The 24797-nt window shown below is 68.0% G+C and carries 17 protein-coding genes; 7 read left to right on the top strand and 10 right to left on the bottom strand.

The window, feature by feature from the left end:
* Nucleotides 1–33: 33 nt before the first annotated feature.
* From ACEN9O_RS05780 to ACEN9O_RS05770, 3 genes are read left to right on the top strand one after another with little or no spacing between them, the layout of a single operon-like run.
* Complete coding sequence (locus ACEN9O_RS05780; protein ID WP_495616671.1) at nt 34–903, top strand: alpha/beta hydrolase; 870 nt, start codon at nt 34–36, stop codon at nt 901–903.
* 45 nt (nt 904–948) lie between these two features.
* On the top strand, nt 949–2187 hold the full coding sequence (locus ACEN9O_RS05775; RefSeq protein WP_495616670.1) for a helix-turn-helix domain-containing protein: 1239 nt from the start codon (nt 949–951) through the stop codon (nt 2185–2187).
* Nucleotides 2188–2237: 50 nt separating this feature from the next.
* The gene (locus ACEN9O_RS05770) at nt 2238–2903 is read left to right on the top strand and encodes a Vgb family protein (RefSeq protein WP_495616669.1); all 666 of its coding nucleotides are present in this window, start codon (nt 2238–2240) and stop codon (nt 2901–2903) included.
* A 19-nt stretch (nt 2904–2922) separates the two neighbouring features.
* Here ACEN9O_RS05770 and ACEN9O_RS05765 read toward each other — a convergent pair whose 3' ends face one another.
* Nucleotides 2923–3291, bottom strand: a complete 369-nt coding sequence (locus ACEN9O_RS05765; RefSeq protein WP_495616668.1) for a nucleotide pyrophosphohydrolase — start codon at nt 3289–3291, stop codon at nt 2923–2925.
* A 152-nt stretch (nt 3292–3443) separates the two neighbouring features.
* Here ACEN9O_RS05765 and ACEN9O_RS05760 point away from each other — a divergent pair, with 152 nt between their 5' ends.
* Nucleotides 3444–4325: a head GIN domain-containing protein gene (locus ACEN9O_RS05760; protein ID WP_495616667.1), complete on the top strand. Its 882-nt coding sequence runs from the start codon at nt 3444–3446 to the stop codon at nt 4323–4325.
* 47 nt (nt 4326–4372) lie between these two features.
* On the opposite strand, the gene ACEN9O_RS05755 is transcribed toward ACEN9O_RS05760, so the two are convergent.
* Nucleotides 4373–6292 (bottom strand): putative bifunctional diguanylate cyclase/phosphodiesterase, encoded by a 1920-nt coding sequence (locus tag ACEN9O_RS05755; protein ID WP_495616666.1) that lies wholly within the window; start codon nt 6290–6292, stop codon nt 4373–4375.
* Between the two features lie 92 nt (nt 6293–6384).
* Nucleotides 6385–7023 carry a GIN domain-containing protein gene (locus tag ACEN9O_RS05750; protein ID WP_495616665.1) on the bottom strand — a complete coding sequence of 213 codons (639 nt, stop codon included), beginning with the start codon at nt 7021–7023 and terminating at the stop codon, nt 6385–6387.
* Between the two features lie 241 nt (nt 7024–7264).
* On the opposite strand from ACEN9O_RS05750, the gene ACEN9O_RS05745 reads away from it, so the two are divergent.
* On the top strand, nt 7265–8572 hold the full coding sequence (locus tag ACEN9O_RS05745) for an MFS transporter (RefSeq protein WP_495616664.1): 1308 nt from the start codon (nt 7265–7267) through the stop codon (nt 8570–8572).
* 85 nt (nt 8573–8657) lie between these two features.
* Here ACEN9O_RS05745 and ACEN9O_RS05740 read toward each other — a convergent pair whose 3' ends face one another.
* Nucleotides 8658–8945, bottom strand: coding sequence for a PsiF family protein (locus ACEN9O_RS05740; RefSeq protein ID WP_495616663.1), 288 nt, complete (start codon nt 8943–8945; stop codon nt 8658–8660).
* Nucleotides 8946–9090: 145 nt separating this feature from the next.
* Between ACEN9O_RS05740 and ACEN9O_RS05735 the strand changes: the two genes are divergently transcribed.
* Nucleotides 9091–12213, top strand: coding sequence for a ligand-binding sensor domain-containing diguanylate cyclase (locus ACEN9O_RS05735; protein ID WP_495616662.1), 3123 nt, complete (start codon nt 9091–9093; stop codon nt 12211–12213).
* Nucleotides 12214–12229: 16 nt separating this feature from the next.
* Here ACEN9O_RS05735 and ACEN9O_RS05730 read toward each other — a convergent pair whose 3' ends face one another.
* From ACEN9O_RS05730 to ACEN9O_RS05705, 6 genes are all read right to left on the bottom strand, one after another.
* On the bottom strand, nt 12230–15367 hold the full coding sequence (locus ACEN9O_RS05730) for an alpha-1,6-glucosidase domain-containing protein (RefSeq protein WP_495616661.1): 3138 nt from the start codon (nt 15365–15367) through the stop codon (nt 12230–12232).
* 175 nt (nt 15368–15542) lie between these two features.
* Nucleotides 15543–17069, bottom strand: coding sequence for a tryptophan halogenase family protein (locus ACEN9O_RS05725; RefSeq protein WP_495616660.1), 1527 nt, complete (start codon nt 17067–17069; stop codon nt 15543–15545).
* Nucleotides 17070–17079: 10 nt separating this feature from the next.
* Nucleotides 17080–18084, bottom strand: a complete 1005-nt coding sequence (locus ACEN9O_RS05720; protein ID WP_495616659.1) for a cupin-like domain-containing protein — start codon at nt 18082–18084, stop codon at nt 17080–17082.
* Nucleotides 18077–18787: a SapC family protein gene (locus ACEN9O_RS05715; RefSeq protein ID WP_495616658.1), complete on the bottom strand. Its 711-nt coding sequence runs from the start codon at nt 18785–18787 to the stop codon at nt 18077–18079. The genes ACEN9O_RS05720 and ACEN9O_RS05715 overlap by 8 nt, the downstream gene beginning before the upstream one ends.
* Before the next feature lie 15 nt (nt 18788–18802).
* Nucleotides 18803–20326 carry a tryptophan halogenase family protein gene (locus ACEN9O_RS05710; RefSeq protein WP_495616657.1) on the bottom strand — a complete coding sequence of 508 codons (1524 nt, stop codon included), beginning with the start codon at nt 20324–20326 and terminating at the stop codon, nt 18803–18805.
* 183 nt (nt 20327–20509) lie between these two features.
* Entirely contained in the window at nt 20510–23467 is a 2958-nt protein-coding gene (locus ACEN9O_RS05705; protein ID WP_495616656.1) for a TonB-dependent receptor, read from the bottom strand.
* Nucleotides 23468–23698: 231 nt separating this feature from the next.
* Here ACEN9O_RS05705 and ACEN9O_RS05700 point away from each other — a divergent pair, with 231 nt between their 5' ends.
* The gene (locus ACEN9O_RS05700; protein ID WP_495616655.1) at nt 23699–24742 is read left to right on the top strand and encodes a LacI family DNA-binding transcriptional regulator; all 1044 of its coding nucleotides are present in this window, start codon (nt 23699–23701) and stop codon (nt 24740–24742) included.
* The last annotated feature ends 55 nt before the right edge of the window (nt 24743–24797 follow it).

The following is a 24797-nucleotide window of genomic DNA, read 5'->3' as shown; positions in this document are numbered from 1 at the left end:
TAGCATGACGCTATTGTCTAGCGGAGTGCATGCATGTTGAAACCTGGCGGTGGGACCTTGTCGGCGGTGCCGATGACTTTGCAGGATTATCTGGCGTTGGACGGTCCCGTGCCCACGCTGCACGTGGCCTATGGCGCGGCGCCGTCGCAGTTCGCGGAGCTGTTCCAGCCGGCCGGCGACGGCCCGTTCCCGCTCGCGGTGATCGTCCACGGCGGCTGCTGGACCAGGGAGTTCGGCGGCATCACCCAGATGCGCAATATGGCCGGCGACTTGCTGCGCCAGGGCGTCGCGGTCTGGAACGTCGAGTACCGCCGCGTCGACGAGGAGGGCGGCGGCTATCCCGGCATGTACCACGACGTCGCCACGGCGCTCGATCATCTGCGCGCCCTGGCCCCGCAGCGCCGGCTGGACCTGTCGCGCATCGTGCTGGTCGGGCATTCGGCCGGCGGCCACCTGGCGCAGTGGGCCGCCTCGCGCGCGCGCCTGCCGCGCAGCAGCCCGCTGTACGCGGCCGATCCGCTGCCGGTCCGCACCGTCATCAGCCTGGGCGGCCTGGCTGACCTGCGCCACGAGGAACAATTGATCAAGACCAGCTGCGAGCGCCACATGGCGCAGCTGTCCGGCACCGCCAGCGCGGCGCGGCCGGACATTTTCTCCGACACGTCGCCGGCCGAGCTGCTGCCGTCCGGCGTGCGCACGGTGCTGATCCACGGCGAGTTCGATACCATCTCGCCGCTGCGCGCGGGCCAGGACTATGCGCGCCGCGCCCAGGCGGCCGGCGACCACGCCGAGGTGATCGTGCTGCCGGGCGGCAGCCATTACGACGAAGTGGCGGCCACCTCGCCGTCATGGACCATCGTCTCGGCGCAGATCAGCAAGGCGCTGCAGCTGCCGCCACGCTGAGTGCCTGGCCTGCGCCGTGGCGCCAGGCCGGTGTATGCTGTCGCCATGGATTCCCTGATCGCCGCCTCCGCGCGCGCCCTCGCAGCCGGTGACGCGCTCGGCGCCCTCAAACGTGTCGCCCTGCGCGACGATCCGCCGGCGCTGGCGCTGCGCGGCATCGCGATGGCCCAGCTGGGCGAGCACGGACGCGCGCGCGAACTGCTGCGGCGCGCCGCGCGCGGCTTCGGCGTCCACGAGGAATTGTCGCGCGCCCGTTGCGTGATCGCCGAGGCCGAGGTGGCGCTGGCGGTGCGCGATTTCGCCGGCTCGCCGCGCGCGCTGGCGGCGGCGCTGGCCACGCTGGAGGCGCACGCCGACCGCGCCAACGCGCTGCATGCGCGCCTGATCGCGGTGCGCCGCCTGCTGTTGCTGGGGCGCCTGGAGCAGGCCGGAACGGCGCTGGCGCTGCTGGACGCGCGCGGCCTGCCGCCGGCGCTGGAAGCGGTGGCCGAACTGGCCGGAGCGGAACTGGCGCTGCGCTCCCTGCGCATCGCGCCGGCGCGCCTGGCGCTGGAGCGCGCGCAGGCGGCGGCCGGGCGCGCCGGCATTCCGGCCTTGCTGGCCGAAGTGGACGAGGCGCGCAGCGCGTTCGGCCGGCCCGCGGCCCGCCGCCTGGCGGCCGGCGTCGAACAGGTGCTGCGGCTGGACGAAGTGGCCGCGCTGCTGGCCTCCGACGTGCTGGTGGTGGACGCCTGCCGCCGCGGCATGGGCACCGGCACCGGTGCGGAATGGCGCTCGCTGGCGCGGCGGCCGGTGTTGTTCGCGCTGGCGCGCGCGCTGGCCGAGGCCTGGCCCGGCGACGTCTCCCGCGCCGTCCTGATCGAGGCGGCCTTCAACACCCGCGACCCCGACGACACGCACCGCGCCCGCCTGCGGGTGGAGATCGGCCGCCTGCGCGCGCTGGTCAAAGGGATGGCGACGATCGCGGCCACCGCCGGCGGCTTCGCGCTCAAGCCGCTGGCGGCCGGCGAGGTGGTGGTGCTGGCGCCGCCCATCGTCGGCGAGCAGGGCGCGCTGGTGGCGCTGCTGTCGGACGGTGCGGCCTGGTCGACCTCCGCGCTGGCGCTGGCGCTGGGCGCCAGCCAGCGCACCGTGCAGCGCGCGCTGGCCGAGCTGGAGTCGGCCGGCCGGGTACGGCCGATCGGCCAGGCCCGCACGCGGCGCTGGCTGGCGCCGCCGCTGGCGGGCTACATGGCACAATACACGACAATCTTGTTACTCCCCGCCGCGCTGCCGATGGCATAAAGTGCTCTTGCGGCGCCGATCCGCGGCGCACCCACCATCAGGAGGCAGCAATGAACGCGAACACCAACACAGCCCAGCTTCAACCCAAGGCGCGCCCGGCCGAAATCGTGCGCGAATACGGCCCCTTCGACGGCGTCGAGGGCGTCCACGGCGTCACGCATGACGGCCAGCGCGTGTGGGCCGCCACCGGCACCCGGCTGCTGGCCCTCGATCCGGCCAGCGGCGCCATCACCGGCACGCTGGACATCGCCTGCGACGCCGGCACCGCCTTCGACGGCACTTATCTGTACCAGATCGCCGAGAAGCGCATCGACAAGATCGATCCTGCCAGCGGCAAGGTGCTGGCCTCGATCCCGGCGCCGGGCGATGGCTACGATTCCGGCCTGACCTGGGCCGAGGGCAGCCTGTGGGTGGGCCAGTTCCGCGACCGCAAGATCCACCAGGTCGACCCGGCCACCGGCAAGGTCCTGCGCAGCATCGATTCCAACCGCTTCGTCACCGGCGTGACCTGGGTCGACGGCGAGTTGTGGCACGGGACCTGGGAGGGCGACCAGAGCGACGTCCGCCGCATCGATCCGGCCAGCGGCGCAGTGCTGGAACGGCTGGAGATGCCGGCCGGCGTCGGCGTCAGCGGCCTGGAGTCGGACGGCGCCAACCTGTTCTACTGCGGCGGCGGCGACAGCGGCAAGGTGCGCGCGGTGCGCCGGCCGAAGTGAAGGTAAAAGGAGAAGGCTGTCAGTATTCGCTGTACTTGCGGGCGTCGCCGCGCACCCGGTCGGCCGGGTACTTGGCGGCGTTGAGCGCCATCTTCTCCAGCGCGGCGGCGTGCAGGTCGACGCCGCTCTTGTCGGCCAGCTGCACCAGGTAGAGCAGCACGTCGGCCAGCTCGTGGCGGATGCCGGTGCGGCGCGCGTCATCGAGTTCGGCGTCGGCGCCGGTCTGCAGCCACTGGAAATGCTCGGCCAGTTCGGCCGCCTCCACCGTCAGCGCCATCGCCAGGTTCTTCGGCGTGTGGAACTGCTGCCAATCGCGCTCGGCGGCGAATTGGCGGGTCAGGTCGCGCAGGGCGATCAGGCTGTCGGTCGGGGTGGTGGCGGAGGTCATCGGCGGTGGCGGCGGGGTCAGTGGATGCCGTCATGATAGCACCGGCTTTGGGCGGCCTGCCCCCCGTTTTCTGCCGTTCGTCGCACGGCGCGGGCGGCGCGCGGACGGCGGCGCTACAGTGGCGGCACTATAACTTCAGGGACATCCCCATCATGCGTACCGCCATCTCCATCGCCGTCATCTCCGCCTTCGCCACTCTCGCCGGCTGCGCCGTCATTGTCGTCCCGGACGATGGCAGCGGCAACGGCGGCATGCATTACAGTTCCGCCTTCGGCAGCTCGGCGGTGCAGGGCAACGGCCAGCTGGCCACGGAACGCCGCGAGATCGCCGGCAGCGACGGCATCGACATCAACGGTCCGATGCTGGTCGAAGTGCGGGTCGGCAGCGCCGCCTCGCTGCAGGTGGAAGGCGACAGCAACCTGCTGCCGATGCTGCGCACCGACGCCAGCGGCGGCAGGCTGCGCGTCTGGATCGACGGCAATATCCAGAGCGCCAATCCGCTGCGCGTGATCTACACCACGCCGCAGCTGCGCCAGATCGACGCCAACGGCTCCGGGCGGCTGACGGTCAGCGGCTTGAACGGCGGCCCGCTGAGCCTGAGCCAGAAGGGGTCGCGCCAGATCCAGCTGTCGGGCAGCGTCAGCAGCTTCGATGTGCGCGTCAACGGTTCGGGCAGCGTCAGCGCCGCCGGCCTGCAAAGCGGCTCCACCGTCGCCAGCCTGGGCGGCTCCGGGCGGCTGGACCTGGGCCGCCTGAACGGCGACACGCTGAACCTGGACATTAATGGTTCGGGCGGCGTCAACGCCAGCGGCACCGTGCGCAGCATGAATGTGCGCGTGCACGGCTCCGGCAGCGCCGACCTGGCCGGCCTGTCCAGCCAGAGCGCGGAACTGGTGTCCTACGGCTCCGGCAGCATCTCGGCCGGCGTCAGCCAGTCGCTGGTGGCCGACGCCACCGGCTCCGGCCACGTCACCGTGTACGGCAATCCGGCCCAGCGCAGCATCAGCGGCAAGCGCGTCAGCGTGATGCAGTAAGCGCGCCGGCGCCAGCCGATCCCGGGCGCGCTCCGCTTGCGAGCGGCTCAGGCGGCCGCTGCGGCCGCGGTTGCCTGCAATCGTTCGATCAGCGCCGCCAGCGGCATCGGCCGCGCGTACAGATAGCCCTGCATGCTGTCGCAGGCGTGGGCGATCAGGAAGTCGGCCTGCGCCTGCGTCTCCACGCCCTCGGCCACCACCCGCAAGCCCAGGTGGCCGGCCATCGCCAGGATCGATTGCACCAGCGCCCGGCTGTTGGCGTGGTCCGGCGTGTCCATGATGAAGCTGCGGTCTATCTTCAGTTCATACAGCGGCATTTTTTTCAGGTAGGCCAGGCTGGAATAGCCGGTGCCGAAATCGTCGATCGAGAAGCGCAGCCCCAGTGCCGCCAGCTGGTGCATGCGGGCGATGGTCTGCTCCATCTTGTCGATCAGCAGGCCCTCGGTCACCTCCAGCACCAGCATGGCGGCCGGGGCGCCGGTGTCGGCCAGCGTGCGCCGCACCACCTCGACGAAATCGGCCTGGCGGAACTGGGTCGGGCTGACGTTGACCGACAGCGGCATGGCCAGCCCGGCGCGTTCGAGCTGCAGCACCGCCTCGCAGGCCTGGCGCAGCGCCCACGCGCCCAGTTCGACGATCAGCCCGGATTCCTCGGCCACCGGGATGAACACCGCCGGCGGCACCATCTCGCCGCCGGCCAGCGGCCAGCGCATCAGCAGCTCGCCGCCGACCGCGCGGCCGCCGCGGTCGACCTGGGCCTGCACGTGCATCTGCAGCTCGCCGGCGGCCAGCGCGGCGGCCAGGTCGCGCTCCATGCTCAGGCGCCGCTCGACCTCGGCCTGCATCGCCGTCTCGTAGAAGGCGATGCCGTTGCGGCCCTCGGCCTTGGCGCGGTACATCGCGGTGTCGGCCTCGCGCAGCAGGTCCTGCGCGCTCTGGCCGCCCTGCGGCAGCATGGTCACGCCGATGCTGGCGGTGGAGTTGTAGGTCTGGCCCTCGATCTCGACCTCCTGGCCGATGGCGGCGCGGATCTTTTCCGCCACCGTCGAGGCGGCGAGGGTGGCGCCGTGCAGCTCGGGCGACAGGTGGCCCAGCAGCACCACGAATTCGTCGCCGCCGATGCGCGCCACGGTGTCGGCCTTGCGCATCAGCCGCGACAGGCGGGCGGCCGCGTTGCGCAGCAGGGCGTCGCCGATGGCGTGGCCGCGCGCGTCGTTGATGGTCTTGAAGCGGTCCAGGTCGATGAACATCACGGCGCTGTAGGTGGCGCCGCGCTCGGAGCTGGCCAGCAGCTTGTCGATGCGGTCCATCAGCAGGCGGCGGTTGGGCAGGCCGGTGAGCACGTCGAAGAAGGCCAGGCGCGACACGTCGGCCGCCGTCATGCGCAGCTCGGCGTTGAGCGCCGACAGTTCCTGCTGCTGCTGCTGCAGCTCGTCGAAGGAGCGCGCCAGGTGTTGCAGCAGCACGGCGCAGGACAAGGTCAGCACCGCCGTCATGAACATGAAGTTGAGCGTGATGATGGCGGCCTTGAGGAAGCCGTAGTCCGGCAGGCCCGCGATGCGCAGCTGCGAATTCTGCTCGAAGCCGACCACCATCACCGCCAGCCCGGCCATGCCCAGCGTCCACAGCGCCGGGCGCAGGCCCAGCAGCAGCGCCGCCAGCACCGGGACGGCCATCAGGTAGATCTGGCTGACCGGCCCGACCTTGAGCAGCAGGCCGATGCCGACCACGAAGGCGACCAGCAGGAAGTTGATGACGCGCAGGGTGTAGGGCAGGTGGCGCAGGCGCCAGATGCCGGCCAGCCACAGCAGCGCGACCAGGTCGATGACGACGATGGACCACAGGCCCTCGCTGGCCGCCAGCAGGATGCTGGGAATGGCGGTGGCCGTGCCGAGCAGGAACACGACCAGCAGCAGCTTCGCAAAGATTTGCGCGCGCCAGTGCGCGATGTCGTTCGGCACAGCCACCGTGACAGCCTCCGAGGTGCGTTTGCGGTTCCCTGTCGTCGATAGTACCCGCAATCGCCCGGCGTGTCAGCAAGGCAAGTTATTACGCCGGCTCAGTCCTTGGCGTTGACGCTGCCGATGCCGGCCACCGACTTGTTGACGGTCTTCGGATGGCCGTAGTAGTCCAGCTCGCCCATGCCCTTGGCGACCGCGTTGAGCAGCTCGGTGGCGTGCACGCTGACGTGGCCCACGCCTTCGAAATTGACGTCGACCCGTTCGGCCACTAGCGATCTGGTATCGAGTTCGCCGACGCCCTTGGCGTTGACCCGCAGGTATTTGACCTTGCCGTTGGCCACCAGATGGCCGGCGCCCAGGTAGCCGATGTCCAGGCGGTCGGTGCTGACCTTGTTGAGGATGGTCTCGCCCGCGCCCTCGACCTTGACCCGGCTCAGCGAGGGCACCGTGATGGTGATGCGCGGATCGGACTTGCCGGACTTGAAGGACTTGTCCGGCATGGTGATCAGCAGCTCGTTGCCCACCACCTCGGTCTTGAGCGCGGCAACGAACTGCTGGTCGCCGCTGACCAGCACCGACTGGGCCTTGCCCACTTCCACCGTCATGGCGAAGGCGCCCTTGGCGTTGATGGCGACGAAGGAGGGCAGCTGGCGCGGGGATTCGGCGGCGGCGGCGGCGGCCGAGGCGCTCAGGGCGAACAGGGCAGGGATCAGAACGGCAGTGGCGGTGCGGCGCATGGATTTCCTCGATGGATTGTCATTTTGAACAGGATGAATTTTACTTAAGCTTGCCGCCGCTGCCGACAACTTTGCGATAAACGGTAAAAATCCGGGGTTGTGTTGCATTATGACTACGTTCAATGGCTGGGATGGGGCGCATGATTGAAGGCGAAATGAAAGCAAAGCGGCGTATGATCGCCAAAAAGCCCGGCGGACCTGCTCCGACCCGTATCAATAAAGTCACCACAGCGAGACACTCATGACTTCCTCCAGCTCCCCCCAACTCCAGCAGTCGCGCTTCAGCACGGTGTTCCGCGTCGTCAGCGGCAACTTCATGGAGATGTTCGACTTCTTCCTGTTCGGCTTTTACGCCAACGCCATCGCCAAGGCCTTCTTCCCCAGCGGCGATGAAGTGGCCTCGCTGATGATGACCTTCATGACCTTCGGCGCCGGCTTCCTGATGCGGCCGCTGGGCGCCATCATCCTGGGCGCCTACGTCGACCGCGTCGGCCGCCGCCAGGGCCTGATCGTCACGCTGGCGCTGATGGCGCTGGGCACCCTGCTGATCGCCTGCGTGCCGGGCTTCGCCAGCATCGGCTACCTGGCGCCGGCGCTGGTGCTGATCGGCCGCCTGCTGCAGGGTTTCTCGGCCGGCGTCGAGCTGGGCGGGGTGTCGGTCTACCTGTCGGAGATGGCCACGCCGGGCCGCAAGGGCTTCTATGTGAGCTGGCAGTCGGCCAGCCAGCAGGTGGCGGTGGTGGCCGCCGCCGCGCTGGGCTACGCGCTGAACCAGGCATTGACGCCGGCCGAGGTGGGCGCGTGGGGCTGGCGCATTCCGTTCTTCGTCGGCTGCCTGATCGTGCCGGTGCTGTTCGTGATCCGCCGCTCGCTGCAGGAGACCGAGGAATTCAAGGCGCGCAAGCACCGTCCTGAGCTGAAGGAGATCTTCCGCTCCATGCTCAACAACTGGGCGCTGGTGATCGCCGGCATGATGCTGGTGGCGATGACCACCGTGTCGTTCTACCTGATCACGGTCTACACGCCGACCTTCGGCAAGAATGTGCTGCACCTGTCGACCACCGATGCGCTGATGGTGACCTTGTTTGTCGGCCTGTCGAACTTCTGCTGGCTGCCGGTGATGGGTTCGCTGTCGGACCGCGTCGGCCGCCGTCCGCTGCTGATCTGCTTCACCGTGCTGGCGATCTGCACCGCGTATCCGGCGCTGCACTGGCTGGTGCAGGCGCCGAGCTTTGGCCGCATGCTGGGCGTGGAGTTGTGGCTGTCCTTCCTGTACGCCAGCTACAACGGCGCGATGGTGGTGGCGCTGACCGAGGTGATGCCGGTCGAGGTGCGCACGGTGGGCTTCTCGCTGGCCTACAGCCTGGCGACGGCGGTGTTCGGCGGCTTCACGCCGGCCATCGCCACCGGCCTGATCGAGTACACCGGCGACAAGAGCGCGCCGGGCTGGTGGATGACGTTTGCCGCAGTGTGCGGCCTGTGCGCGACGCTGATCCTGTACCGCCGCCAACAGCGGCAGCAGGAGCACTCGGCCGGCGTCGCGGCCTGACCCGCACGGCCGTGCGGGGTCTGACCCCGTACGGGGTCAGACCCCTAAGTGGCGGCGCTCGCCAGCCACTTAGGGCGTGCGGGGTTTATTTGGCGCTCAGGCATTCCTTCATGAAGCCCTTGCGCTCGTCGCCTTTCTTGCCGGTGGCGTCGGCATTACATTTCTTCATCTTGTCCTGCTGCGTCATCTTCGGCGCCGGAGCTTCCGCCTTGGCGCTCAGGCATTCCTTCATGAAGGCCTTGCGCTCATCGCCTTTCTTGCCGCTCGCGTCGGCGTTACAGGTTTTCATCTTGCTTTGCTGGGCCGTCGGCTCGGCCGCCAACACGGCGCCGCTCAGGGACAGGATCAGGCTGGCTACGAACAGTTTTTTCATTTTGGTTTCCCGAAAAGTTGAAGGCATGACGACTATACGTGAGTTGGCCTTCGCCAGCCACTCCCGCCGATATTGATTGACAGCACAGGCCGGCAACGCCAGACTGCTTGTTGATTTTATTGACAGCCCGAAGGCGGGACCAACGATGACAGGCAGACCTATCCTTATTGCCGCAACGCTGCGCCTGGCCGTCATGGCGTGCCTGCTGGCGCCGGCTGCCGCCGCGCTGGCCGCGCCGACGTCCGAACTGCGCTTCCGCAAGCTGGTGGCGCCGGGCGCGGACGACAAGACCATCGCCGCGCTGCTGCAGGACCGGCAGTCGTTCATCTGGGTCGGTGCGCTGAACGGCGGCCTGTACCGCTACGACGGCTACCGCGCCGTCAAATATGCCTACGATCCGGCCAACCCGCGCAGCCTGCCCAGCGACCGCGTCTCCATCGTCTACGAGGACAAGAAGGGCCGGATCTGGGTCGGCACCTACGACGGGCTGGCGCGCTTCGATCCGGCCACCAACGATTTCACGCGCTTCAAGATCGGCACGCTGGCCGGCATTCCCCGCCTGGTGCGCAACATCATCTCGGACGGCAAGGACGGCCTGTGGCTGGGCACCTGGGCCGGCATCCAGCATTTCGATCCGGACACCGGCGCCTTCGTCCAATACCTGCACCACGACGGCGACCCGGACAGCCCGCAGACCAGCGCCAGCGATTCGATGGCGCTCGATGCGCGCGGCGGCCTGTGGTTCGAGACCTGGCCGCGCGGCCTGGACTACCTGCCGCCAGGCGGCAAGGCGTTCCGGCATTTCCGCGTCGACAGCGACGCCGAGCCGGATGCCCAGGCCAACTCCGTGCACGCCTTGCGCATGGACCGCGCGCAGCGGCTGTGGATAGGCACCGGCAACGGCGTCTACCGCTGGACCGACGGCAGCGACTGGCGCATGCGCGCACGGGTCGAGTCGCCGGACAGCCGCGTCAGCAACTTCTTCGAGGATGGCGAGGGCACGATGTGGGCCGGCACCTGGACCGCCGGCCTGCTGCGCTGGCGTGCCGGCAGCGACCGGCTAGTGCAGTTCACCACCCGCGGCGGCGATCCGCACAGCCTGCACACACCGGGCGTGGCGGCGGTGATGCGCGACCGCGCCAACATGCTGTGGGTCGGCACCTTCAACGCCGGCATCAGCGTGTCCAATCTCGGCAGCCAGGGCTTTAGCCGCTTCGTGCTGCCGCTCGAGCACATCGCCGACGCCCAGCCCAACGTCACCACGCAGGCGATCGCGCCGGCCGGCGACGGCCGGCTCTGGGTGGGCGGGCTGAACGGCCTGTCGCTGAACGACGTCGCCAGCGGCACCATGTTGCGCAACCTGCGTATGCGGCCGGGACAGGCCGGCGCGCTGCCGTCGGACCGCGTCAACCATCTGTACCAGCAGCCCGGCGGGCCGCTGTGGATCGGCACCGATGCGGGCCTGGCCCGGCTCGACCGGCCCGACGGCCCGCTGCGGACCGTCCATTTCGGCGAGGGCGTGGCCGACCTGGTGGCCGTGGTCGCGCCCGGCCGCGACGGCATGCTGTGGCTGGGCACGGGCGACGCCGCCATCCATTACGACCCGCGCAGCGGCAAGCAGCGCGTCTACCGCGTCGAGCCAGGCCAGCCGCAGGGGCGGCGCGTGGCCGGCACCTCGACCATCCTGGAGGACCGGCAGGGGCGGGTGTGGATGGCGTCGCAGTGGCGGCGTGGGCTGGAGATGCTCGATCTGGCCAGCGGCCGCTTCCGTTTCTTCGAGCGCGGCGACGGCGGCCCCGGTGCGCTGTCGGACGATGCCGTCTCCAGCCTGCACGAGGACGGCCAGGGACGCATCTGGGCCGGCACCGCCAAGGGGCTGGACCAGATCGTGACCGGCGCCGACGGCGCCATCCGTTTTGTGCCGCAGTCGGCGCGCAGCGGCAGCGAGCGGGTGTTCGCGATCCAGAGCGAGGCCGGCGGCCGGCTGTGGCTCAGCACCGAGGAGGCGCTGATCCGCTACGACCCGGCCAGCGGCCAGGCCGACCGCTATACCGCGGTCGACGGCCTGATCGACAATTTCAAGGTGGGCGCGGCCTTCACCGCCGCCGACGGCACCCTGTATTTCGCCGGCGCGCCCGGCGTGAGCATCGTGCGGCCGCCGCTGGTGGCGGTGGCCTCGGTGGCGCCGGTGGCGGCGATCACCGACATCAGCGTGTTCAACCGCTCGCTGGCGGCCGGACTGCCGCCCGGCGTGCGGCTCGACGGCCCGCTGCATGCGCCGCGCGGCGTCGAGCTGCCGCCGGGCCAGTCGGTGCTGTCGATCGAATTCGCGGCGCTGCATTTCACCAGTCCGGGGCTGAACCGTTATGCCTACATGCTCGAAGGCTTCGACCGCGACTGGGTGCAGGCCGACGCGGCGCACCGTATCGCCACCTACACCAACCTGGCGCCCGGCAGCTACCGCTTCCGCGTCAAGGCCAGCAACGACCGCGGCGTCTGGAGCGCGCAGGCGGCCAGCCTGGCGGTGACGGTGCGGCCGGCGTTCTGGCAGACCTGGTGGTGCCGCGGGCTGGCCGCCGCCGCGCTGCTGCTGGCGCTGGCCGGCGCCTACTGGGCCAGGATCGGCGCGCTCAAGCGCATCCAGCGCAGGCTGGCCGCGCTGGTGGCCGAGCGCACCGGCGCGCTGGAACAGAGCAATGCGCGGCTGGCCGAGAGCAACGCCAAGCTGGCGCTGCTGTCGAACACCGACGGCCTGACCGGTGTGCACAACCGGCGCGCCTTCGACGGCGCGCTGGAGACGGCCTGGACGCGCGCGATGCGCGGCGGCGAGCCGCTGGCGCTGGCGCTCATCGACGTCGACCATTTCAAGCTTTACAACGATACCTACGGCCACCAGGACGGCGACCGCTGCCTGCAGGCGGTGGCGACGACGCTGGCGGCCCAGTGCCGCAGGCCGGACGATCTGGTGGCGCGCTACGGCGGCGAAGAATTCGCGCTGTTGCTGCCGCTGAACGACGAGGCCGGCGCCCGGCAGCTGGCGGCCGACGCCTGCGCCGCCGTGGCCGCGTTGCGGATGCCGCACGCGGCCTCGTCGCACGGCATCGTCACGGTCAGCATCGGCGTCGCCTTCATGGTGCCGCTGCCGGGGCAGGCGGCCGAGCTGCTGCTGCGGCGCGCCGACCGCGCGCTGTACCACGCCAAGCGGAACGGCCGCAACCACGTGCACATGGCGGCCGGCGGCCAGGCAACCACCGCCGGTGCGTCATGAGGGGCGCTGTGCGGTTTTAGTCGTCCTGCTTGTCGTGCGGGTCCGGTTCGACAAACACCACGGCGCTGCGCGCGGCAACGCTGAACTTGCCGCCGGCGCTGACGTAGTTGCCCAGGCGCGCGGCGTGGCCGCCGTCGGCGCCCAGCTGGATGCGGTGCACGCTGAGCTTGCGGCCGGCCAGCTCCGGCACGGCGATGGTCTTGCCCACCTTGTCGACGTTGAACAGCACCACCACCATCTTGTAGCGCGCGCCCTCGTAGCGGCTTGGCTGCTGGCCATCGATGCTCATGACGATCAGCCCAGGCACCTGCTGCGGCCCGGTGTTATAAAACCGCAGCCGCTCCGACACGTCCTGCGCCGTGCGCAGGCGGAACAGGCTGCTGTCCTGGCGGATCGCCAGCAAGTCGTTGACGGCGTTGCGGGCGCTGACGATGGCCACGCTGTCCGGCTTGAGCAGCGGGTTGGCCAGCAGCGGCGACATCAGCGGCCAGTTGTCCTGGTTCACGCCCGCCATCGGCAGGCCGACGCCGAAGTTGTTGGACTGGTAGCTGTAGTCGAGCTTGTTGAACCAGTCGCCGGCGTCGTAGCTGTCGCGGTCCATCGATTTCGAGCGCAGCATTTCCTGGCCGGCGTGCAGGAAGGGCACGCCCTGCGCCAGCACGTTGATGGCCGCGCCCAGGGTCTGCACCTTGACGCGGTCGGCCATGCTGGTGCCGAGCGGCAGCTTGTAGACGTTCAGGTCGTACAGGGTCTGGTTGTCGTGCGCTTCGACGTAGTTGATGGTCTCGGCCGGATTGGCGGCAAAGCCCGCCTGCTGGCCGAAGTAATCGATCTGCGAGTTCTTGCGCAGCGTGCCGGTGCGGTCGACGAAGCTGTAGTCGCGCAGCGTGCCCGACAGGCTCACCTTGACCAGGTCGCCCAGGCGCAGCAGGTCGTCCTTGTTCTGGGTCGACTGCGCGTTCGGATCGTAGTAGGCGCCGTTGATGAAGCCTTGCTGGCTGATCAGGCTGGAGCCGCTGTCGCAGCAGCCGCCGCCGCGCACGGTGTCGCGGATGCGGTCGTTGAACGAGCCGATGCCGCTGCCGTACATATTGGCCTGGCGCGCCTGCACGAAGCGGGCGTCGTTGCCGACCGTGCCGAAGTTCCAGGCCTCGCCGTACAGGTAGATGTCGCGCCCGGCCGCGCTGTTGACGGCGGTCTGCAGCTGCTTCATCACGGCCAGCGGCGTGAAGCCCATGATGTCGAAGCGGAAGCTGTCGACCTTGTAGTCGCGCGCCCAGGTGCTGACCGAATCGATCATCAGCTTGGCCATCATGGCGTTCTCGGAGGCGGTGTCGGCGCAGCAGCTGTCGTTGGTGATGCCGCCGCCGGCGTTGAGGCGGTAGTAGTAGGTCGGCACGATCTTGTCCAGCACCGACAGCGGGCCCTGCTGCGAGGCGCTGGTGTGGTTGTAGACCACGTCCATCGTCACCCGCAGGCCTTGCTTGTGCAGGCCCTGCACCATGGCGCGGAACTCGCGCACGCGCACCGCGCCGTCGTTGGCGTTGGTCGAGTAGCTGCCTTCCGGGGCCGTGTAGTGCACCGGATCGTAGCCCCAGTTGAAGCAGTCGGCGCCGCGCGTGGCTTCCACCGCCGCCTGCTGGTCGCTGGAATCGGCGGCGGCGTTGGGGATGGCCGGCGTGGTGCAGCCGGCCTCGTTGACGCTGGCGTAGTCGAACGACGGCAGCAGGTGGATGTGGGTCAGGCCGGATTTCTGCATCAGGCGCAGGTGGCGCATGCCGTCCGAGTCCTGGTCGGTGAAGGCCAGGTATTTGCCGCGGTGCGCGGCCGGCACGGTGGCGTCGCTGGCGCTGAAGTCGCGGATGTGCAGCTCGTACAGCGCGATGTCGGTCGGGCTGTCGAGGCGCGGCAGCGGATGGTGGTCCCAGCCGTCCGGCTTGAGCGCGGCGCTGTCCAGGTTGGCGACGAAGCTGCGCTGGCTGTTGGCGTTCAGGCTGAACGAATACGGATCGGTCACGCTGTTGTCGACCAGCGTGTTGCCGGCCCAGCGCGACAGCACCTGCACCTGGTAGGTGTAGTAGTAGCGGTTGACCCAGCTGGCGTCCGGCGCGGTGTAGCTCCACACGCCGCTGGCGGCGTCGCGGCTCATGGCGCGGGTCAGCGTGCTGGCGCTGGTGGCGTCCGGGTACAGCCTGAGGCTGACCGACTTGGCAGTCGGCGCCCACACGCGGAAGGTCGGCACGCCGTTGCGGTCGTAGCTCAGGCCCAGCGTGGCGCTGGCGGCGGCCGGCGCGAACACGCTGTCGAGCATGCCGCTCATCTGCAGCGAGGTCACTTGCACCAGCTTGCCGTTGGCGTCGAGCTGGGCCACGGCGAACTGGCCGCTGGCCTTGGCCGCGATGCCGGCCGCGTCGGCGTCCGCCATGGTCAGCGCGGTGGCGCCGGCCAGGTGCGGATACTTTTGCTGCAAGGCTGGCGGCAGGACGCCGGTGCTCAGCGCGATGCTGCCGTCGGCGCCGGTGACGCCGGCGCTGCTGGAGCCCAGCCCGCCATTGGCGGCGTAGTACAGCCGGTAGCTGCCGCCGGCGGCCGCGCCGGGCCAGGCCAGCGTCGAGGCCGACAGCCAGTGCGCGCTGGCGTTGTTGAGGTTGCCGTAGCTGATGGCCGGCGGCGCGCTGTAGACGGTGCAGTCGCCTTCCAGCATCCAGACTTCCTGGCCGTTGCTGGCGATGTCGGCGCTGAAGTTGGCCGACTGGTCGTTGCCGCAATTCTTGTTGCCGCTGCCGTCGGTGACCAGGAACCAGATCGCCGACTTGCCGGTGTTGACGGGGATGTCGACGTAGCCGCCGAAGTCGTCGCTCTGGGTCATCATGAAGCGGCCGCTGATCCAGCCGGGGCTGGGGTTGACCGGGCCGTCCCAGGAGTACACGCCCCATTGGTTGGCGTCGCCGGCGGCGCGGTGGAAGTGCATGCGGATGTTGGCCGGGGCCGGCGGCGTTGCCGCCACCGCCGCCAGCATCTTGTCGCCCAACAGTTTGGCGCTCGGGGCGGCGGTGCTGGCGCTGTCGCTGCCGCCGCAGGCGGCCAGCAGGGCGAGCACGCCCGTGGCCGTGATGTATTTCAATTGTGAAACTAAACTACAGTGCAGTTTCATACTGGTCTCCGTGTTTTATGGGTATAAGCCTCCAATCTTCTATGGACTGGATGGGTTTGTAATATTACTACTTAAAAAATGCGGAAAAGATAAATATTCCGCAGAGTGTTGCTGGACGTGGACAGGCAAAAAAAAACGCCACCCGAAGGTGGCGTCGATGGCGGCGGCTTGACGGTCAGGCGGCCTTGGCCGGTTCCGCGCGGCCGCAGTAGCGTTCCACGTAAGCCTGATGCGTCGGCAGCTGCACCACGATGCGGTCCACCCGCGACTTGATGTTGCCGAGGAAGTGCTTGAGTTCCTCGTCGCCCATCAGGTCGGCGGTCTGGTGGTGCGAGCGCGGCATGATGCCCTGGCCCAGCATCACCTGTATCCACGAGTTCTCGGCGAACAGCTCGTTCGGCACGCGGAACACGCGCCCCGTTTCGCGGAACAGCTCGATGCGGTGCCGCAGCGAGGCGGGAATGTCCATCTCGCGCGCAGCTATCCAGAACTGCGAGTCGGTGCGGTTGTTGACGTGGTAGTGCAGGATGATGAAATCGCGGATGTGCTCGATCTCGCTGTTGCACTGCTGGTTGTATTCGTCGATGTCGGCCTGGCTGATGCCGTCGGTGGGGAAGGTCTGCATCAGGCGCACCACGGCGCGCTGGATCAGGTGGATGCTGGTCGATTCGATCGGCTCCAGGAAACCGCTGGCCAGGCCGAGCGCCACCACATTGCCCTTCCACGTCTGCTTGCGCTGGCAAGGCTTGAACTTGATCACGCGCGGCGTGACCAGCGTCTTGCCCTCGATGTTGGACAGCAGCTGCCGCATGGCGGCGTCGTCGTCCAGATAACGGCTCGCATACACGATGCCGTTGCCGACCCGGTGTTGCAGCGGAATGCGCCACTGCCAGCCGGCCTGGTGCGCCATCGAGCGCGTCAGCGGCACGGCGTCGCCCACCGACTCGGTCTGCACGGCGATGGCGCGGTCGCAGAACAGCCATTGCGACCAGTCCTCCATCGGCTCCTGCATGGCCTCGCCGATCAGCAGGCCGCGGAAGCCGGTGCAGTCGATGAACAGGTCGCCTTCGATTTCCTGGCCCGATTCCAGCACCACCGAGCGCACGTCGCCGTTGTCCTCGTGCTTGGTGTAGCGCACGATCTTGCCCTCGATGCGCTGCACGCCGCGCGGCTCGCTCAGGCGGCGCAGGTACTTGGCGTAGCGGCCGGCGTCCAGGTGGTAGGCGTAGTTCATGCCGTTGTCCGGCAGGTGGGCGAAGCGGTTTTCCAGCGAGGCCTTCAGCTCCAGGCAGTAGTCGCCGTAGTCGCCGGCCAGGCCGCGCTCCACGCCCTTGTGCCAGAAGTGCTGGAAGCCGGCGGTCCAGTGGTCGGTGCCGGTGATGCCGAAGGAGTGGATGTAGTCCTCCTTGACGTTGCGCCAGCCCTCGAAGCTGATGCCGAGCTTGAAGGTGGCCTGGGTCTCGGCCATGAATTCCTGCTCGTTGATCTCCAGCAGGTTGTGGAAGTTCATCAGGGTCGGGATGGTGGCCTCGCCGACGCCCACCGTGCCGATCTCGTCGGATTCGATCAGCTTGATGTCGAGCCGCTTGCCCAGCACCTTGGCGATGCCGGCCGCCGCCATCCAGCCGGCGGTGCCGCCGCCGGCGATGACGACGCGGCGTACCGGCCGGCGGTGTTTGGGGTCTCGGTGGGTCGGGTTCATTGATGTCTCCTTAGCGGTTCATTTTTTTCAGTGTCTGCGCGCGCAGCACGCGCGCGGCATCGTCGTTGAGCGGCGCCAGCACATGGCGGGCGTGCTCGGGAATATGGGCTGCCGTGCTCTCGTCGGCCTCGAAGATGTAGTGGCGGAAGATCTCCTGCCACGCCTTGCGCTGCGCCGGCGGCAGGTCGCGCATGGTGAGGAAGGCCAGCATCAGCGCGCTGGTCGGCGTGTCCATGTAGTCCGGCGACTGGCGCCACCAGTAGTTGACCAGCACGTTGAACGGGTCCAGCGCCTCGATGTGGTGCCACCACATGCTGGGGATGAAGATGGCGTCGCCCGGTCCCAGCTCGGCGGTGCGCGCGTGCGCCAGCGCCTCGGCGAATTTCGGATACCTGTCGAAGTCCGGGTTCAGCAGGTCCACCAGGCTGACGGCCTGGCCGGCCGGCGTGAAGTCCAGCGGCCCGACGTACAGGTTCTTCAGCTGCGCCGGCGGGAACAAGGTGAAGCGGCGGCGGCCGGCCGCCACCACGGCCAGGTTGTCCGGCACGTCGTAGTGGGCGGCGATGCGGGTGCGGTTGCCGATCCAGATGCTGGCCAGCGCGTCGCGGTTGCCCAGCTTGATGTCGTTCTGCTCGCGGAAGCCGGGCAGGCAGGTGTCCACCGTGGTCGAGCCGACATAGACCGTGGCTGGATTGACGTGGTGGCGCTTGGCTTCGATCTCGTCCAGTACGGCGGTCAGCTTGGCGTGCACCGGGTAGAAGTTGAAGCCGCTCATGTCGGCGTTATAGAAGAAGCGGCCGCCCGCTTCCGGCGGGCCCAGCATGGCGCCCACGGTGGCGTCGCGGTAGTGGCTGCGCAGGTAGGCGTCGCCGCCGCGTTCGCCGGCCAGCGTGGCGCGCACCATCGGCCAGCTGGCGGCCAGGCCGCGCAGCACCAGCGGCTCGGTGGATGTCAGGATATCGTCGCCCAGGTCGTTGACGCCCAGGCCGCTGATCTCGCGCAGGGCTTCAGGCATGGGCTGCGTTCTTGCGGTCGATCAGCATGCGGAAGTTCGACAGCGAGGCCAGCACCATGTAGATCGCGTGCAGATGGCCGGCCTGGTGCAGCGCGGCCACGGCGTCGCCGCCCAGCGCCGACAGCTTGTCCTCGTTGATGGTGTAGAAGCCGACCAGGCGGTTCTGCGAGCCGTCGTTCAGCTGGATGTCGAGCACGAAGCTTTCCAGCAGCTCGTGCTGCAGCAGCGCCGACAGGAAGGCCGGCGTGGCCTGCAGGCCCTGGTGGATGGCCAGCAGCATCGAGCTGGCTCGCTCCAGGAACTCGCTGTTGCCGCCGTGCGGCAGGAACACCGGCTCGCCCTCTGTGCGGCTGATGCGCGGGCTGCCGGCGTCGATGTGCACCATCAGCTCGTCGCCGTTGACGCCGATCAGGAAGGGCTGGCGCTCGACCATCAGCGGCACGTAGGGCGCGTCCCAGCGCTCGCCGCCATCGTTCACGAGGAACAGGTTCTCCTCCTCCTGGAAGCCGAACAGCGCGATCGGCTCGAAGCCCAGGCCGTCCGTGGTCTTGCGGAAGACGATGGGGTAGCAGGCCTGCACATCGCGGAATTCGCCGGGGAAGGTGACGGCCGCCATCTGGCGGTCGCCGAACTGCGCGCCGTGGCGGGTGATGACGCGCAGATCCTGGTGGTCTACATTGTTGAGCAATACGATATCTGGCATGTGGTCTCTCAAGTTTTAGATGTTCTGCAAGCCGTGGTGCTTGATGTGGTTGATCAGTGTGCGATTGTCCGGCAGCGCGCCCAGCATCTTGTGGGTCAGCGCGGCCGTCTCGCGGAAATAGCCGTCGGCCAGCGCGGCCTGCCGCGGCTGCGGGTTGATGAATTCGCTGCGGAAGCCCATGCCGTACAACACGTACTGGTAGCTGGCCGTGGGGAACACTTCCTCGATGCGGTTGAAGTCGTTGCGCGACGGCGCGCGGTGGCGCCACAAGGTCAGCAAGTCGTTCAGCCGTCCGGGGACGGCGGCGGTGTTGTCGCGCCAGTAGTCGCTGTCGCGGCGCTGGCTCAGCACGTAGTGCAGCTTGAGGAAGTCGATCACGCGTTCCCAGCGGTAGCTAAAGGTGTCGTTGAAGCGGCCGGCGACGATGTCCATCGCCGCGCGCGTGGCCGGTAATTCGTCGCTGACCATGGCAGCCGACATTTCCACCAGCGCCAGGGCCGACGCCTCCAGCGGCTCGATGAAGCCGGCCGACAGGCCGATGGCCACGCAGTTGCGGTGCCAGAAGCGTTCGCGGTAGCCGGGGTTGAAGCTCAGCTTGCGCGGCTGCGGGATGTCCTGCGGGCCGCCGGTGTCGGCGATGTAGCGGCGCAGCTCGGCCTCGGCCTGCTCGTCGCCGATATGGGCGCTGGAGTACACGTGGCCGACGCCGCGCCGGGTCGGCAGGCCGATGTCCCAGATCCAGCCGGCGCTTTGCGCGGTGGAGGAGGTCTGCGAGGCGATCGGATGGTTGTCGTCGGGGTAGGGGACCTGCACCGCCAGCGCCGAGTCGTTGTACAGCACGTGCTTTTGCGACAGGAAGGGCACGGCGTAGTGCTGGCCCAGCAGCAGTGACTGCATGCCGGTGCAGTCGATGAACAGATCGCCTTCGAGCGCGCCGTGATGCTGCGTCTGCAGCGCGGCGATGTCGCCGTTGTCATGGCTGGCGATGCCGACCACGTTGTCCGGCACATGATGCACGCCCAGCTTTTCCAGGCAGTGCTTGCGCAGGAAGACGCCGAACTTGCCGGCGTCGAGGTGGTAGCCGTAGTTGGCCACCGAGGAAAATTCCGGCGTCACCACCTGCTTGGGCGCGCGGCCGTTGACGCACAGGTGCGGCTGGTAGCTGACCAGGTCGGCGAACGGAATGTCGGGATGCTGGGCCTGCCATTGCTCCGGCAGGTTCACTTCGCCGTAGCCTTGCGGCAGCACGAAGGGATGGAAGTAGTAGTCGTGATCCGCACCACTTATCCAGCGGTTGAAGCGCGAACCCTGCTTGAACGAGGCGTCGCACTCGCGGAGGAAATCGGACTCGGACACGCCGATGCGGCGCAGCGTGTCGCGCATGCTGGGCCAGGTGCCTTCGCCGACGCCGATGGGGGCGATGTCGGGCGATTCGATCAGGGTGATGTGCAGGGACCAGCCCTGGTGGTCGGCCGCGATCAGCCCGGCCGTGAGCCAGCCGGCGGAACCGCCTCCCACAATCACGATGCGTCGGACCATATTGCTCGCCTTAAGTCGAGGGAACTTCGAATACCGTCGTTCCCGCGCAGGCGGGAATCCATAGGACGGCTCTGCGCACGCGACGTATGGATTCCCGCCTGCGCGGGAACGACGAGTTTGGCTAAAGTTTAACCGAAAAGGGCCGCTGCCAGGCAGCGGCCCCCGGAATTGCTCAACTACCGGTTAAAACTTGTAGCGCGCACCGATCATGTAACGCGGACCCTGCTGCGTCACCGATTCCAGCTGCTGCTGCGTGCGGCTGTGCACGCGCTGGATCGAGTTGCCCACGTTGATGCCCTCGAACTGGAAGCTCAGCTTCTCGCTGAAGTTGTAGCCGATGCTGATGTCGACCTGGCCGTAGGCTTCCACGTACTGCGGATTCGGGCCGGAGCCGTCAAACGTCGACGACAGGAACTCGCCGCGCCAGTTGTAGGCCAGGCGGGCGGTGAAGTTCTTGTCCTCGTAGATGCCGACCACGTTCGACGAGTTCGACAGGCCGACCAGCGCGAACTGCTCGCCGATCCTGGCGTTGTCGTACTTCAGGCCCGAGTGCACATAGGTGTAGTTGGTCGACACGCCGAAGCCGCTGTTGCCGAACATATGCTGCAAGTTCACCTCCAGGCCGTTCAGGCTGGCCGCCTTCTGGTTGGAGAAGGAGTTGATCTTGAAGTTGGCGATCGGATCGCTCGGCTGGCCGACGATGGTGCCGGTGGCGTGGCCGTTGGCATCGTCCCCGCGCGTCACGCCCGGCGCGCCGTTGTGGTTCTTGAAGATGTAGTCGCGGATGCAGGTGGTGTCGGCGTTGCTGCAGCCGCTGGCCAGCGCCTCGTTCCAGAACTTGCCGCCCACCGGCGTGTGCAGGTTGAACGGCGTGGCGTCGAACTGCGACTGGCCGGCGTAGTTTTCCAGGTTCTTGCGGAAGTAGCCCAGCGAGAAGAAGTTCTGCTTGCCGTAGTACCACTCGTAGGACAGGTCCAGGTTCTTGGACTTGACCGGTTTCAGCGACGGGTTGCCCTGGCTGCCGGTGCCGCCGTTGGCGCGGGTGATCGAGTCCAGCGTGGTGCCGCCCTGGATCTGGTCGTAGCGCGGACGGCCGATGGTCTCGCCCAGGCTCAGGCGCACCTTCTGGTTCGGCGTCAGCTCGATGTCGGAGTCAAAGCTCGGCAGCAGGTTGTGGTACTTGCCGGTCAAGGTGGTGAAGGTCGGATCGCCAAAGGTGATTGGCAACTCGTTCTGCGACACCCAGCTGATGCCCACCGCGGCCGGCACCAGCGCGGTCGAGGTGACGTCGGTGGTTTCGTAGCGCAGGCCGATGGCGGTGCGCACCGGCAGCCTGGTGTCCCAGTCGGTATTGAACTGGAGGTAGGCCGACTTCGACTTCTCGGTGGTGCGCGAGTCGTTGTCGAAGCTGGTCTTCGGCAGGTACAGCGCCGGCTGGCCGGAGGCGGTGGCCGCCAGCTGGCGCACCTGGGCGAAGTTGAAGGTGTAGAACTGGTTGAACAGGTTGGGGCTGCCGCTGCCGTCGATATGGTCGAAGTACTGCGCCACCGAGGCCGGGTGGAACACGCTGCTTGGATAGTCGGACGGCTTGGTGGCGCCGCCCCAGGTGTCGCGCTGCTGGTTGGAGAAGGCCGAGCGGTTCTTGACCTCGGAGGCGGTGGCGCCGAATTTCAGCTCGGACGCTTCCAGCACTTTCCACGCGCCCTTGAGCTGGGTCTGGTCGACCTCGCCCTTCATGTAGCCGTTGGTGAACACCGAGCCGGTGACCTGCTGCGGCGCCTTGGCGAAGTTGGCGCCGGTAATGCTCAGCACCGGGAAGTCGTGGCTGAAGTCGGCCGTGGTGTCGCCGCGGCTGAAGCTGGCCGTGCCGAGCGTGTTGCTCGAACCGAAGGGGCTGTCGGCCTTGGACTCGGCGGTCGAATGGTGGGTGTCCAGCTCGAAGCGCAGCTCGTTGGTCGGCTTCCACACGGCGTTGAAGCCCAGCGACTTGTTCTGCGTCTTGGTGGCGAAGTCGGCGCCGCCCATGGCGATGTCGGAGGTGGCGATGCCGGTGTCCTTGTTGGGCGGGATGAGTTCCTTGTAGATCAGCGGGCTGGAGACGGGGCCGCTGGTCCACGAGCTGGTCGAGGGGCCGAAGTTGAACCAGGCCGAGATGTCGTTGCGCTTGGTCTGGATCTTGTTTTCCGAGTAGGTGTAGTCCAGCGTGGTGACCAGCTTGTCGACCGGCTTGTACTGCAAGGTCAGCTGGGCGTTGGTGCGCTGGCGCTTGACGCCGTTGAAGTTGTAGTTCAGGTTTTGCGGCACCGAGTACAGGTTGGCCCCGGTCGGGCGGTTGATCGCGCCATCCTGCGGGATCGTGCCCCAGCCGTTCTCGTCGCCGCGGAACGGGCCCTTCCAGCCATTGGAGACGGCGGCGGTGTTGTAGCCCAGGTTGCGCTCCTGGTAGCTGCCGGTCAGCGCCACGCCGACCTTGTTGTTGTCGAAGGTGTTCGAGTACAGGCCGGAGAGCTCCGGTGTGGTCGAGTGGCTGGCCTTGACGTCGCCCGGCAGGTTGCCGTTGGTGCTGTCGTACACGCCCTTGGCGCCGATGGTGGCATGCAGGCCGGGGCGCTCGAACGGACGCGCCGTCATCACGTTGACGGTGGCGCCGATGCCGCCGGTCGGCGTTTCGGCGCGGCTGGTCTTGTACACCTGCAGCTGCGAGATCGCTTCCGACGCCAGGTTGGCGAAGTCGAAGGCGCGGCCGTTGAGGTCGCCCAGGTTGGAGGTCGGCATCTGGCGGCCGTTCAGCAGCACCAGGTTGAAGTCGGGGCCGACGCCGCGCACGGTGATCTTCGAGCCTTCGCCGATCGAGCGGTCGATCGACACGCCGGAAATGCGCTGCAGCGATTCGGCCAGGTTGGTGTCGGGGAACTTGCCGATGTCCTCGGCCACGATGCCGTCGACGATGCCGTCGGAATTGCGCTTCAGGTTCATCGAGGACAGCAAGCTCTGGCGAAGGCCGGTCACGACCACGCTCTGGACTTCCGGTTCTGCTGCCTTGACGGACGCTTCCTGCGCCAACACCTGGCCGGCCGCCGCCGCGCAGGCGCTGGCCACCGCCAGGCTGATTAACTTCTGTCGTGCCTTTGGATCATGCATATCATCTCCTGTGTTTTTATGAACAGCTCGCTTGCCGCTTCTCCCGACTCAGATTTGGAAAGGTTTCCAATCCATCTGGCAAATATAGCACCGAACGAATTTCAAAGTCAATTTGCGATGCCGCATGAGTCGGGGCCGGTTTTCGTTGACAGAGGGAAGCAAGCCGTGCACCATGGCTGGGAACGTTTCCAAAATGAGACACTTTTCAACCAGCAGGGGACAGCACCAGCCGTGGCCACCATCAAAGACGTAGCCCGCCTCGCGGGCGTAGGACTGGGAACCGCATCGCGCGTGGTCAGCGGCAAGGGCTCGGTATCGCCGGCCACGCTGGCGCGGGTCAGGGCGGCCATCGAGCAGCTGGACTTCCGGCCCTCGCACGCGGCGCGCACGCTGCTGTCGGGCTCCAGCCAGATGATAGGGGTGTACATCCCCGTGCTCAGCGGCACCTTCTACACGCCCATCCTGCAGATCATCGACAACGAACTGCGCGCTGCCGGCCTGCACATGGTGGTGGCCTTCGGCGCCGGCCTGGGCGGCGCGCGCCAGCAGGCGCTCGAGGGCATCGCCTTCCTGATCGAACGCGGCTGCGACGGCCTGATCCTGATGACCAATGTGCTGCAGGAGGAAGACCTCGGCGCGCTGCGCATCCCGCAGCACCGCATGGTGCTGCTCAACCACAGCTTCGACAGCATCGCCGGCCAGTGCTTCACGGTCGACCACACGCTGGGCGGGCGGATGGCGGCGCGCGCCTTGCTCGACCACGGGCACCGGCAGATCGCGGTGGTGGCCGGCCCGGCCAGCCTGCCCGACAACGTGGTGCGGGTCCACGCCTTCCTCGACGAGCTGCGCGCCAACGGCGTCGACCCCGGCAAGCTGTGGCTGACCGAGCGCGACTTCTCGCCGGCCGGCGGCTGGTCGGCGGCCAAGGAACTGATGGACTCCGGGCACCCGTGCAGCGCGCTGTTCTGCGCCAACGACGAGATGGCGGTGGGGGCGCTGTCGTATTTCCAGGAGGCCGGCATCCGCGTGCCGCACGAGCTGTCGGTGATCGGCTACGACGACACGCCCAGCGCGGAATTCTCGGCCCCGCGCCTGACCACGGTGCACATGCCGTGGCGCGAAATGACCCAAAACGGCATCAACGCGCTGCTCAACAGCTGCTACGACCTGCAGCGCCCCGTCACGCGCGGCTATCCGGTGACGATGACCCTGCGCGCCTCGCTGGCGTCGCTGCCCGCGCCCGCCAAGCCCGCCCGCCGCCGCAAGCCGGCCTGAGCGCGACGCCCGGCGGCCCCTCCGTCCAGGCAACAATGCCAGGAATGCCACAGAA

The sequence above is a fragment of the Duganella sp. Dugasp78 genome (genome assembly GCF_059491455.1).
The sequence above is the reverse complement of the archived record's forward strand: the minus strand, read 5'-3'. Positions and strand labels throughout refer to the sequence as shown.